The sequence below is a fragment of the Delftia sp. SD018 genome, assembly GCF_017355445.1.
In the GTDB taxonomy this organism is placed as follows: Bacteria; Pseudomonadota; Gammaproteobacteria; order Burkholderiales; family Burkholderiaceae_C; genus Comamonas; species Comamonas acidovorans.
In genome coordinates this window covers 135501-148020 of the sequence record NZ_JADDRN010000001.1, presented here as the reverse complement: position 1 = coordinate 148020, position 12520 = coordinate 135501, and the positions used below count along the sequence as shown (strand labels likewise).

At 67.9% G+C, this 12520-nt stretch carries 12 protein-coding genes; 11 read left to right on the top strand and 1 reads right to left on the bottom strand.

All coding sequences use genetic code 11. The features are described 5' to 3' along the window. Positions 1 to 176 precede the first annotated feature (176 nt). Positions 177 to 1268, top strand: coding sequence for a fimbrial protein (locus INR38_RS00705; RefSeq protein WP_242698925.1), 1092 nt, complete (start codon positions 177 to 179; stop codon positions 1266 to 1268). 15 nt (positions 1269 to 1283) lie between these two features. Here INR38_RS00705 and INR38_RS00700 read toward each other — a convergent pair whose 3' ends face one another. Then, complete coding sequence (locus tag INR38_RS00700; protein WP_034397148.1) at positions 1284 to 1697, bottom strand: lysozyme inhibitor LprI family protein; 414 nt, start codon at positions 1695 to 1697, stop codon at positions 1284 to 1286. A 233-nt stretch (positions 1698 to 1930) separates the two neighbouring features. Here INR38_RS00700 and INR38_RS00695 point away from each other — a divergent pair, with 233 nt between their 5' ends. The 10 genes from INR38_RS00695 (at position 1931) to metC (ending at position 11750) form a co-directional block, all read left to right on the top strand. Then, positions 1931 to 2791, top strand: a complete 861-nt coding sequence (locus tag INR38_RS00695; protein WP_047219606.1) for a transporter substrate-binding domain-containing protein — start codon at positions 1931 to 1933, stop codon at positions 2789 to 2791. A gap of 101 nt (positions 2792 to 2892) precedes the next feature. Then, positions 2893 to 3807, top strand: coding sequence for a transporter substrate-binding domain-containing protein (locus tag INR38_RS00690; protein ID WP_013800587.1), 915 nt, complete (start codon positions 2893 to 2895; stop codon positions 3805 to 3807). Beyond that, a complete protein-coding gene (locus INR38_RS00685) occupies positions 3804 to 4622 on the top strand; it encodes a transporter substrate-binding domain-containing protein (RefSeq protein ID WP_207442392.1) in 819 nt (272 codons plus the stop codon). The genes INR38_RS00690 and INR38_RS00685 overlap by 4 nt, the downstream gene beginning before the upstream one ends. Beyond that, positions 4619 to 6154 (top strand): FAD-binding oxidoreductase, encoded by a 1536-nt coding sequence (locus tag INR38_RS00680; RefSeq protein WP_207442393.1) that lies wholly within the window; start codon positions 4619 to 4621, stop codon positions 6152 to 6154. The genes INR38_RS00685 and INR38_RS00680 overlap by 4 nt, the downstream gene beginning before the upstream one ends. Beyond that, positions 6151 to 7422, top strand: a complete 1272-nt coding sequence (locus INR38_RS00675; RefSeq protein WP_207442399.1) for an aminotransferase class I/II-fold pyridoxal phosphate-dependent enzyme — start codon at positions 6151 to 6153, stop codon at positions 7420 to 7422. Before INR38_RS00680 ends, INR38_RS00675 begins: the two co-directional genes overlap by 4 nt. Further along, the gene (locus tag INR38_RS00670) at positions 7419 to 8168 is read left to right on the top strand and encodes an amino acid ABC transporter permease (RefSeq protein WP_034397155.1); all 750 of its coding nucleotides are present in this window, start codon (positions 7419 to 7421) and stop codon (positions 8166 to 8168) included. Before INR38_RS00675 ends, INR38_RS00670 begins: the two co-directional genes overlap by 4 nt. Then, positions 8158 to 8979 (top strand): amino acid ABC transporter permease, encoded by an 822-nt coding sequence (locus INR38_RS00665; protein WP_207442401.1) that lies wholly within the window; start codon positions 8158 to 8160, stop codon positions 8977 to 8979. The genes INR38_RS00670 and INR38_RS00665 overlap by 11 nt, the downstream gene beginning before the upstream one ends. Next, on the top strand, positions 8966 to 9844 hold the full coding sequence (locus tag INR38_RS00660; protein ID WP_242698924.1) for an amino acid ABC transporter ATP-binding protein: 879 nt from the start codon (positions 8966 to 8968) through the stop codon (positions 9842 to 9844). Before INR38_RS00665 ends, INR38_RS00660 begins: the two co-directional genes overlap by 14 nt. A 26-nt stretch (positions 9845 to 9870) precedes the next feature. Next, entirely contained in the window at positions 9871 to 10530 is a 660-nt protein-coding gene (locus INR38_RS00655) for a cysteine dioxygenase family protein (protein ID WP_207442403.1), read from the top strand. Next, positions 10527 to 11750, top strand: coding sequence for a cystathionine beta-lyase (gene metC / locus INR38_RS00650; RefSeq protein ID WP_207442405.1), 1224 nt, complete (start codon positions 10527 to 10529; stop codon positions 11748 to 11750). The genes INR38_RS00655 and metC overlap by 4 nt, the downstream gene beginning before the upstream one ends. The last annotated feature ends 770 nt before the right edge of the window (positions 11751 to 12520 follow it).

Here is a 12520-nt window from a genome sequence, read left to right as displayed (position 1 = left end):
CAGTCTGATTGCATCACCTCATATCTTCGGCGTAGAGTGCGAAATACTAAAGAGGCCACCCATCGAATGATTCGATGCTTTCATTTCCAGCCCCTCATTATTCACTCAAAAGTTCAATAAAACTATTGCGTGATATTTTCGAGAATCATACTTCAGCAATGGAGCGAATCAGTATCATGCATTCTTCTTTCATTCCCTCATTTTTCTCGCAAGTACGCCGCCTTGCATTGATCGCCCTTCCATTTCTCATCGCCTTTTCAGCGGCAACGATGAACACCAATGCCTTTTCCGGGGGCGTATTCTCCCCCACCAGCTCCAGCATTTCACTGCCCGATGAAATAACAGTACCCGGAAATTACTCCAACGGATCGACGCTATGGAAGTCTACGACAACCGTATTTAATCTTCGAGCAGTGCTTAACACGGCATTCGAGTACGATGTTGGAAAAGCCGTTGTAGCCGCCAATGTTCAATCCGGGAACAAGACGCCCGGATACAATAATGTCTACAGCACCAATATTCCCGGCATTGGAATCCGCTGGTGGGCCACATGGCGAGGCCCCAACGCTCCCAGTGGCAGAACCATGCCCATTACCACCGAATCAGAAAATCATTCGGGCGCACTGGGTTATTTTTGGAATGTCAGTTCACATCCCCAGGATGTCTGGATCGAGCTGGTGAAAACCGGCAACGTTTCCGCTGGCACGCTAACGGGCTCCGGGATGAACGTCGATATGCGATTCCAGTGCCCCAGCTGCACCGCAGGAAACGTCAACCTGTCCGGCCGCACCAGGGTGGTGGTCGGTCCCTCCTGCTCGGTGGCCGCCTCGACCATCTCCGTACCCATGGGCGCTGTGCCCATCCTGCGATTCACGGGCCTCCAATCCACCTCCATCCCCCAGCACTTCGACATCACGCTGGAATGCAAGGGCGGCGCGCCCGAAAGCGTTCTGCGCCCCCACATCACACTCACCGATGCCAACGACACCAGCAATCAGAGCAACGTCCTGACCTTGAGCCAGACCGCGCCAGACGGCAAGCCGGTTGCCACGGGAATAGGCATACAGATACTGAAGGATGGCACCGCACTCGGATACGGCCCGGACTCCAACGTGCCTGGCAACACCAACCAATGGAGTGCGGGAACCATCGTCCAGGGCGTTGCCCAGTTCAAGATCCCGCTGACTGCCAAATACGTGCAGACCGCTGCGGCAGTCACGACGGGGCAGGCCAACGGCAGGGCCACCTTCACGCTGAACTACCAGTGAGCAGCGTCCCCGCCCTCAGGGCTTCTTGTCCAGTTGCATTTCCCAGGACTTGAGCTGCTTGGTGCGGGCGCGGGCGAAGTCGCTCCAGCAGTTGGCGCGGGCATCGTCCTTGGCAAAGCTGGCGGAATTGAATTCAGAGAGGAACTCGCAGGCACTGCGCGCGTACTGCACCCAGTTTCTCTGCGCCACTTCCAGCTCTTCCGACGCCTGGGGCATGCGGGCCTTGAGCTTGAGCGACAGCGAGGCGTAGGCGGCCTTGACCATGGCCACGTTCTGCTCGTGCAGGCAGGCGCGCACCTCGGACATGTTGGTGGAGCTTTCCTCGCAATTGCCCGAGCTGGTGGGATTGGCGGCCCAGGCCACGGGGCTGGCACACAGCAGGGCGGCGCAGGCGAGAGGGGCGAGTAGGGACGCTAGGGCTTGGTGCATGGAAGAGGGCTCGCTGGGAGGTGCCGGTGAGCGCAGCACCCCGGCCGTCGCGATTACACCATCGACCCGCCCTGCCTCGGGCCCACATTCCCCTGGTGATCACCCTGATGCAGCGACGCAAAGTGCATAAACATGCTCCCAAAGCTTTGTTGCCGTGGGTCAAGGGCGGCCAGAAGATGCAGGCGTACGCATCTTTCGTTGGCCCTGTTATTCCCCGCTCCCCCGCTCCCGCCATGCACACAAGCCCCACCCTGCGCCGCCAGCCCCGCGCCACCCTTTCCGCATCCCTGACCTTCATCGCCGCCGCGCTGGCCCTGGCCTGCACCCAGGCCCGGGCCGATGCCACGCTGGACAAGATCAAGCAGCGCGGCAAGGTCACCATTGGCGTGCTGGTCAATGGCGGGCCCTTCGGCTCCATCGACCCTTCCACCCAGCAGCTGGTGGGCTGGAACCCCGAGCTGGCACGCGCCCTGGCCAAGGGCCTGGGCGTGGAGGCCGAGCTGGTCCAGGTGCAGACCGCCACGCGCGTGCAGTTTCTGCAGGCCGGCAAGGTGGATCTGCTGATCGCCTCCATGGAACTGAACCCCGACCGTGCCGAGACCCTGGGCTACGCGCCCACGCCCTTCTACCGCGTGGGCGGCATTGCCGCCGTGCGCAAGGGCAGCGGCATCGCCAAGTGGGAAGACCTGCGCGGCAAGCCCGTGTGCGTGTCCCAGGGCAGCAGTTTTGCCAAGCCGCTGGCCAGCGAGTACGGCGCCCAGGTGCATGGCTACAAGAGCTCGTCGGACTCGCTGCTGGCGCTCAAGGGCGGCAACTGCGTGGCCGCCGTGCATGACAGCACGCTGATCTACCCGCTGCTGCGCAGCAACCCCGAATGGGCGCAGTACTCGGCCCCCATCGCCAGCGAGGTGCTGCCCGCGCCTTCCGTGGTCTGGACCCGCAAGGGCGAGGCCGACACCATCGCCGCCGTGGACAAGGTGGTGCAGGACTGGCACCGCACAGGCTGGCTGATCGCCGCCGAAAAGCGCGTGGGCATCGAGCCGGCCAACCCGCTGCTGCCCGAGCTGCAGGCCAAGTTCAAGTCCGCCAGCTGACCGCCGACCGCCACGGCGGTCCACCCCTGCTTTTTTTCGACCACCCAGGCCCAGGCCCCGCAAGACGGGGCCGGGCCTTCCGTTCCCTGATGGATTCACGCATGCCCCGCCTCCTTTCCCCCCTTGCCGCCGCCCTGGCCCTGCTGCTGGGCGCCGGTGCCGCCCACGCCGATGCCACGCTGGACAAGATCAAGCAACGCGGCAAGCTGTCCGTGGGCATCGACGGCGCCAGCCCGCCGTTCGGCGTGCTGGACCCCGCCACCGGCAAGACCGGCGGCTACCAGACCGAGCTGGCCGCCGACATCGCGCGCCGCCTGGGCGTGCCGCTGGAGACGGTTCCCGTGACGGCCTCCACGCGCGTGCAGTTCCTGCAAAGCGGCAAGGTGGACCTGTTGATCGCCAACATCCAGTGGACGCAGGAGCGCAGCGAGATCCTCTCGTTCGCGCCCACGCCCTATGACCTGATCGGCGGCGGCGCCCTGGTGGCCAAGGCCAGCGGCATCAAGCGCTGGGAAGACCTGCGCGGCAAGGTGGCCTGCGTGTCGCAGGGCAGCAACTTCGCCAAGCCCCTGGCCGAGAGCTATGGCGCCGTGGTCAAGGGCCTGCGCGGCATTCCCGAGTCGCTGCTGGCGCTCAAGGGCGGCACCTGCGCGGCTTCGGTCCATATCCAGCCCGCGCTCTATGAAAAGCTCACCGGCCCGAATGCAGCCGAGTGGAAGGACTTCGAGCTGGGCACGCAGGACCAGTTGATTCCCTCGCCCACCGTGGTGTGGACGCGCCGCGGCGAGGCCGACACCCAGGCCTTCGTGGACAAGGCCATCCAGGACTGGCACCGCACGGGCTTTCTGCTCAAGGTGGCCCGCGCCAGCGGCGTGCCCGACACCTGGATCGCCGAGCGCCACGAACGCGCGCTGAAGGGCCAGTTCGACCGCGCGCCCTACGACTTCGCGGTGTATGCGGCAGCGCAGGCCGATGCGCAGGCAACCCAGGCCGCCGCCAAGGGAGCCAAGCCATGAAGCCGACTCGCACCGCACTGGCGGCCCTGCTCGCCCTCACGGCCCTGGCAGCCCATGCCGACGCCACGCTGGACCGCATCAAGCAGCGCGGCAAGATCGTGGTGGGGGTGATGCTTTCGGGGCCGCCGTTCGGCACCATCGACCCCGTCACGCAAAGGCACGTGGGCTACAACGTGCAGCTGTCCGAAGGCGTGGCCAAGGGCCTGGGCGTGGGGGTGGAGACCGTGCAGGTCCAGCCGTCCAACCGCATGCAGTTCCTGCAGCAGGGCAAGGTGGACATCCTGATCGCCAACATGCAGTGGACGCAGGAGCGCAGCGAGATCCTGTCCTTCGTGCCCACGCCGTTCGAGGAAGTCGGCGGCGCCGCCATCGCCAAGAAGGACAGCGGCGTGCGCCAGTGGGACGACCTGCGCGGCAAGCCCGTGTGCGTGTCGCAGGGCAGCAATTTCACCAAGCCACTGGCCGATCAATACGGCGCCCAGATCAAGGCCTTCCGGGGCCAGCCCGAGTCGCTGCTGGCCCTCAAGGGCGGCAACTGCGCGGCCGCCGTGCATGTCAGCCCCACGCTGCGCGAACTCGTGGCCAGCAATGCGGACTGGAAGGACTACGAGATCGTCTCGCCCGCGGACATCATTCCCTCGCCCTCGGTGATCTGGCTGCGCAAGGGCGAGTCCGACACGCAGACGGCCATCGACCGCATCGTGCAGGACTGGCACCGCACGGGCTGGCTGATCGAGGTGGAGCAGCGCAACGGCATGACGCCCACGCCGCTGCTGCACCAGCTGCACGACAAGTTCAGGAAGGCGCCCGCATGAGCACCCACACCCACACCCACACCAGCGGCCACATCACCGGCCCCGCCGACCTGGTCACCGCGCTGCGCCACGCCCTGGGCGATGCCCATGTGCTCACGGGTGCCGATGCGGCCGGCTACCTGACCGACCAGCATGGCCGCCTCACGGGCCAGGCCCTGGCCGTGGCACGGCCTGCCGACACGGCCCAGGTGGCGCAGCTGGTGCGCCTGTGCCGCGCCCACCGCACGCCCATCGTGGCCCAGGGCGGCAACACCGGGCTGATGGGCGGCGCCACGCCCGACGCCTCGGGCCACGCCGTGCTGCTGTCGCTGGCGCGCCTGAACCGCGTGCGCGCCATCGACACCAACAACGACACCCTGACCGTGGAAGCCGGCGCCGTGCTGGCCCATGTGCAGCAGGCAGCGCGCGATGCGGACCGGCTGTTTCCCCTCAGCCTGGGCTCCGAGGGCAGCTGCACCATTGGCGGCAACCTGTCCACCAACGCGGGCGGCACCCAGGTGCTGCGCTACGGCAACGCGCGCGAGCTGGTGCTGGGCCTGGAAGTGGTGACGGCCGAGGGCGACATCTGGGACGGCCTGCGCGGGCTGCGCAAGGACAACACCGGCTATGCGCTGCGCGACCTGTACGTGGGCAGCGAAGGCACGCTGGGCATCATCACGGCGGCCACGCTGCGCCTGCATCCGCTGCCCCGCGCCCAGCACACGGCCCTGCTGGCCTTTGGCTGCATACGCGATGCGGTGGCCTTCCTCAGCCAGGCGCGGGCGGGCTTCGGCGCCAGCCTGACGGCGTTCGAGCTGATGTCGGACACGGCCCTGGGCCTGATAGCCCGCCATGTGCCCGAGCAGCCGATACCGCTGGCGCTCAACGCGCCCTGGTTTGCGCTGATCGAGCTGTCCGACAGCGAGGGCGAGGACCATGCGCGCCAGCGCTTAGAGTGCGTGGTGGGCCAGGCCTTCGAGGACGGCCTGGTCACCGATGCCGCCATTGCCGAGAGCCTGCAGCAAAGCCAGGCCCTGTGGCGGCTGCGCGACCAGGCCCTGGGCGAGGCCCAGCGGCGCGACGGCCGCAACATCAAGCACGACGTGTCGGTGCCCATCTCGCGCATCCCCGACTTTCTTGCGGCCACGGCCGCGCTGCTGCAGGCGCGCTTTGGCGCCGTGCGGCCCGTGGCCTTCGGGCACCTGGGCGACGGCAACCTGCACTACAACGTGTCGCACGCGCCGGACAGCACGCCCGCGCAGCTGTTTGTCCAGGAAGACGCCATCCACGAGGTGGTGCACGACAGCGTGCACGCCCATGGCGGCTCCATCAGCGCCGAGCACGGCGTGGGCCAGACCAAGCGCGACCTGCTGCCCCGCTACAAGAGCGCCGTGGAGCTGCAGCTCATGCGGCGTCTCAAGCAGGCCTTCGACCCGCTGGGCCTGCTCAATCCCGGCAAGGTGCTGCAAGCCCTGCCGGACGATTTGCCGCACGACTTGCCGCAGGTTTCTCCAACGCCAGCCGCCGCATTCCAGGAAGGCCCCACGCCATGACCACGCCCTTTCCCCTTTCGCAGCGCGTGCAGCGCGTCAGGCTCTCGCCCAATGCCGCAGCCAGCGCGCGGGCCACGGCCCTGGCCCGCCAGGGCCGCGACATCATTGCGCTGACCACGGGCGAGCCCGATTTCGACACGCCCGAGCCCATCAAGCAGGCCGCCATCGCGGCCCTGGCCCGTGGCGAAACCAAGTACACGCCCACGCCCGGCACGGCCGCGCTGCGCCAGGCCATCAGCGCCAAGTACCGGCGCGAGAACGGGCTGGACTTCGACGCCGGGCAGATCATCGTCAGCAACGGCGGCAAGCAGGTGATCTACAACGCGCTGGCGGCTACGCTGGATGCGGGCGACGAGGTCATCGTGCCCGCGCCGTACTGGCCTTCGTTTCCCGACATCGTGCGCGTGAACGACGGCACGCCGGTCATCGTGGACTGCGGCATTGAGCAGGGCTTCAAGCTCACGCCGGCCGCGCTGCAGGCCGCCATCACGCCGCGCACGCGCTGGCTGGTGCTGAACACGCCGGGCAACCCCTCGGGCGCCGTCTACAGCCGCGAGGAACTGGCCGCCCTGGCCCAGGTGCTGCGCCAGCACCCGCAGGTTCTGGTGCTGCTGGACGAGCTGTACGAGCACATCTGGTTCACGCCCCAGGCCCCCGCGCACTGGCTGGCCGTGGCCCCCGACCTGCGCGATCGCACGCTGCTGGTCAACGGCGTCTCCAAGACCTATGCCATGACTGGCTGGCGCATCGGCTGGGGCGCAGGCCCGGCCGCGCTGGTGCAGGCCATGGTGGTGATCCAGTCGCAGGCCTCGTCAGGCCCCAATTCCGTGGCCCAGGCCGCAGCCACGGCGGCGCTGCAGTCGCCCGACCAGAGCTTTGTGCAGCAGGCCCGCAACGCCTATGCGCGGCGCGCGCAACGGGTCACCCAGGCGCTGGACCAGGTGCCGGGCCTGGCCCTGCTGCCGCCGGGCGGATCGTTCTTTGCCTTTGTGCACTGCGGCGCGCTGATAGGCCACCTGCGCCCGGACGGCCAGCCCATCGCCAGCGACACCGACCTGACCGAATGGCTGCTGGAGTCCGAAGGCGTGGCTGCCGTGGATGGCGGGGCCTACGGCCTGTCGCCGTACTTCCGCATCTCCACCGCCGCCAGCGACGAGGTGCTGGCCGAGGCCACGGCCCGCATCGCACGCGCCGTGGCCGCGCTGAAAGACCCCGCTGCGCAAGCGCAAGCGCATGCACAGCCGGCTGCCCTGGAGGCCGTGCCATGAACGACAGCCTGCTTGCCCAGGGCGTGCAAGCGCTCAAGGGCCTGGGCCTGAACTACGCCTTCGTGCTGGATGTGTCCGAACGCCAGGCCTTTGTGCGCGGCATGTTCGTGACCGTGCAGCTGGCCCTGCTGACCATTGCCGGCAGCCTGGCGGCCGGCGTGGCGCTGGCGGCGGCCCTGACCTCGGGCCGCGCCTGGCTGGCACGGCCTGCGCGCGCCTTTGTGGAGGTCACGCGCAACACACCCACGCTGGTGCAGCTGTACTGCGCCTTCCTGGTGCTCAACATGCTGATCACCCAGCAGCTGCGCGACTGGGGCGCGGGCAACAACCCTCTCACGCCTTTTGTCTGGGTGGTGATCGTGGTCTCGCTGCACAAGGGCGTGTTCCATGCCGAGGCGCTGCGCGCCGGCATCGAGGCCGTGCCCGCCACCACGCTGGAGGCCGCGCGCTCGCTGGGCTTTTCGCAGCGCCAGCTGCTGGTGCGCGTGCAGCTGCCGCTGGCCGTGCGCTTTGCCCTGCCCTCGCTGACCAACAACCTGGTGGACCTGGTGAAGATGACGGCCGTGGCCTCGGCCATTGCCGTGGGCGATGTGACCTACGAGTCCATCATGATCTGGTCGCAGCGCGACAACGTGCTGGAGCTGCTGCTGCTCATCCTGCTGTGGTTCGGCCTGCTGACCTGGCTGGTCAGCCTGGCGGGCCGCTGGCTGGAACAACACCTGAGGATGCCCGGCTATGGCCAATGAAGCCACCCTGAACACCGGCGGCGCGCCCCGCCCGCTGCCCGCCGCCCTGCTGCGCGCGGCGCGCAGCCCCTGGCTGATCGCAGGCGCCGCACTGCTGGCCCTGTGCGCCTGCTGGGCCGCCACGGACAGCGCCCCGCCCGCCTTCTTGCACCTGTGGAAATGGCTGCCCGCGCTGCTGCGCGGCCTCCTGGTCAACATCGAGATCAGCGTGCTGGCCGTGGCCATCGGCACCGTGGCCGGCCTGGTGCTGGGCGCCCTGTCGCTGTCGCCCACGCCGGCCGTGCGCACGGGCGTGCGCTGGTATGTGCAGCTGTTTCGCAATGCGCCCATCCTGGTGCTCATCTACTTCACCACCTATGTGTTCCCGTTCGAGCTGAAGCTGGTGAGCTGGACCTTTCCGTTCCCCGACTGGGTCAAGGTGGTGCTGGGCCTGGCCCTGCCCACCAGCGCCAACGTGGCCGAGATCTTCCGGGGCGCCATCCAGTCCATTCCCAGCGCGCAGTGGGAGGCGGCCCAGTCGCTGGCCTTTCGCCGCAGCGAGATCTTCCGCCTCATCGTGCTGCCGCAGTGCGTACGCCGCATGCTGCCGCCGTGGATGAACCTCTACGCCAGCATCACCATGAGCACCTCGCTGGCCTCGCTGGTGGGCGTGCACGACGTGGTGGACACCGCCCAGATCGCCAGCAACACCGTGGCACGCACGGACTTCACCATCCTTGTGTACTTCACGCTGCTCGCGCTTTTCTTTGCCTATTGCTATCCCATCGCCCGGGCAACCCGGGCATTGGAGCGACGCCATGAACGCCACTGACTCCTTTCTCTCCCAACTCGCCACGGCCGATGCCCCCGCAGGCACGGCGCCCGCACTGGTCCACCTGCAGGATGTGCACCTGTCCTTTGGCGACAACCAGGTGCTCAAGGGCATCGACGTGCAGGTGCGGCGCGGCGAAGCGGTGACCATCATCGGGCCCTCGGGCTCGGGCAAGTCCACCATCCTGCGCTGCATCACCGGCCTGCTGCGGCCCCAGCGCGGCGCCATCTCGGTGGCGGGCACGCGCGTGGACCAGCTGCGCACCGAGGCCGAGCTGATCGCCCTGCGCAAGCGTGTGGGCTTCGTCTTCCAGCAGTACAACCTGTTCCCCCATCTGTCGGTGCTGGAGAACCTGGTCATCGCCCCCACGCGCGTGGTCGGCCGCGACCGCGCCACGGCCGAGCGCGAGGCCCGCGCCCTGCTGCAGAAGGTGCGCCTGGACCACAAGGAATCCGCCTACCCCGGCGAGCTGTCCGGCGGCCAGCAGCAGCGCGTGGCCATTGCGCGCGCCCTGGCCATGCGGCCCGAGCTGATCCTGTTCGACGAAGTGACCTCCGCCCTGGACCCCGAGACCGTGGGCGAGGTGCTGACCGTGATCCGCGACCTGGTCAGGGACGGCATGACCTGCGTGCTGGTCACGCACGAAATGCGCTTTGCCGAAGAGGTCAGCGACCAGGTGTATTTCACCGAGGCCGGCCGCATCGTCGAGCACGGCCCGGCCGCCCAGATCTTCGGCAGCCCGCGCAGCGAGCGCACGCGCGAATTCCTGCAGCGCGCCCTGGGCGATGGTGCCCGGCCCAGGGCTGCGCCAGCCGCCCCGGCCACAACGCCGCTGCCCTTCAACAGCCTGCGCTTTGCCCTTTGATCCCCCACCTCCAGGAGCACATCCCCATGACCGCAGAAACAACGCCTGAAACCCCGGCCGGCACAGGCACCCATACAGACGCCACCACCCGGCGCCGCCAGGCCGTGGACGCCGCCCTGGCCGACGTGCGCCAGCTGCTGCAGGCCGGCGCGCCCGACCGCAGCACCCTGTCGGCCATCACCGCACGCCTGGAGCAGCTGGCCGCGCACAAGGCCTTGTTCAGCCGCGCGGACTTTCCCCCGCCCGCGCAGACCGAGGGCGTGGGCGCCTCCACGCGCTACCGCCTCAACCCGGCCGATGGCGATGCGGGCCTGGCCCTGTACCTGAACTCCATCAACCCCGGCAAGACCACGGCGCCGCACAACCACACGACCTGGGCCGTGATCGTTGCCGTCGAAGGCCAGGAGCTCAACCGCCTCTACGAGCGCACGGACGACCGCAGCGACCCCGCACGCGCCAGCATCCACCTGGCGCGCGAATTCACCGTGCAGCCCGGTGCCTCCATCGCCTTCCTGCCCGATGACATCCACAGCATTGCCGTCGTGGGCGAGCAGCCCACGCTGCACTTCCATCTCTACGGCCAACCGCTGGAAACCCTGAGCGGCCGCGTGGCCATCGACCCCGACACCGGCGAAGTCAAGAACTACAACGCCGCCTACTTCCGTCCCAGCGAGGCCGTGGCATGAGCACCCCCCAAGACAAGCAACGGCCCCTGGGCCCGTCGACCCGCCTGCTGCACGCAGGCACGCCGCCGCTGCAGGGCGGCTCCGGCCCCGTCAACGTGCCCGTGGTGCGCACCAGCACCGTGCGCTTTGCCGACAGCGCCGCCTACGCCGACCTGCACCACCGCCGCGAGGCCGGCGAGCGCGTGGCCTCCTACGGCCGCCACGGCCTGGACACGCACCGCGCGCTGGAAGACGCCGTGGTCGCGCTGGAGGGCGGGCACCGCGCCTTTCTCACGCCCTCGGGCCTGTCCGCCATCACCCTGGTGCTCATCGCCCTGCTCTCGCCCGGCGACCATGCCCTGGTGGCCGACAGCGTCTACTCCCCCGTGCGCCGCGTGGACGCCACCTTGCTGCAGCGCCTGGGCATCACGCTGGAGTACTTCTCTCCCTCGCGCGACGATCTGGCCGGCAAGATCCGCCCCAACACCCGCCTGGTCTACCTGGAATCGCCCAGCTCCCTGCTCTACGAAGTGCTGGACCTGCCCGCCCTGGCCGCCGTGGCGCGCCAGCACGGCATTGCCGTGGCCACCGACAACACCTGGAGCGGCGGCTGGTTCTACCAGCCCCTGGAGCACGGCGCCAACCTCTCCATCCAGGCCGCGACCAAGTACATCGCCGGCCACTCCGACGTGATGCAGGGCATCGTCATCACCGACGGCCCCGCGCTGTCGAAGAAGATATCCACCGCCTACGAGGCCCTGGGCCTGACCATAGGCGCCGACGACGCCTACCTGGCACTGCGCGGCCTGCGCACCCTGCCCGTGCGCCTGGCCCAGCACCAGCGCCACGCCACCGAAATCGCGCAATGGCTGGAGCATCAGCCCCAGGTCGGCCGCGTCTTCTACCCGGCCCTGCCGTCCGACCCCGGCCATGCGCTGTGGAAGCGTGACTTCAGCGGGGCCAGCGGGCTGGTGTCATTCGCGTTTGCCGAAGGGGTGGACGCCGGTGCCGGCGCCGTGTTCGTTGACTCGTTGCGGCAGTTTGCGCAGGGGGCTTCGTGGGGCGGGTACGAGAGCCTGGCGCTGGTGGCGCAGCCTGAGCGGTTGCGGGAGCACAGTGTGTGGACGGGGACTGCGCCTGTGGTGCGGCTGCATGTGGGGCTGGAGGATCCTTTGGATTTGATTGCGGATCTGGAGAGGGGGTTTGGGGGGGTGGTGGAGCGGTTCAGGCTGGCTGCCTGAGATTTTTTGGGCGCTGCTGCGTTTGCTACGTTTGCTGCGTTTGCTGCGTTTGCTGCGTTTGCTGGTTCTGGCCCTGCCGGGGGGTTTCTTTTCGAGGCCGGGTCTCGGCCCGGCGGCCGACCTACTTTCCTTTGTTTCGCCAAAGGAAAGTAGGCAAAGCAAAGGCGACCCGAATGTCCGCGACCCCTTCGCTTCGCTGCGGGGCAACCTGCGTCGTGGCGGTTGCGGGGTTCGCCGTGAAACTCACTTCGCGCTGCGCGCTACGTTCAAACATCACGGCGAGTCAGATCACGAAGCAGTCCTGTCCTTCGGCAGGACTGCAACCCCGCAACCACCACGCCGCAGGCGCTGACATACGGGAAGTTGGTGCGGGCCTTCGCTTCGCTCGGCCCCTGGTTTGAAGCCGAACGCAGTGATGGCGCCGGCTGTTGGCTGTTGGCTGTTGGCTGTTGGCTGTTGGCTGTTCCCAAGCCTCCCCCCTTCTGCCCACGCCTGCGTTGGGCGGGATGCGGGGTGGCAAGCCTGCCGAAGGACAGGCTTGCTTCGTCATCTGACTTGCCGCAGTTGTTTGAGCGAAGCGCGCCAGCGCGCAGCGAGTTCTGCGGCACACCCCGCATCCCGCCCAACGCAGGTCGCCCGCAGCGAAGCGAAGGGTCGTGGGCAGTGCGGGGCGCGCTTCTTTGCTTCCTTTCTTATCGCGCGATAAGAAAGGGAGTCGGCTGCCGGGCCGAGACCCGGCCTCGAGAAATAACCACCCGGCAGGGACAAAA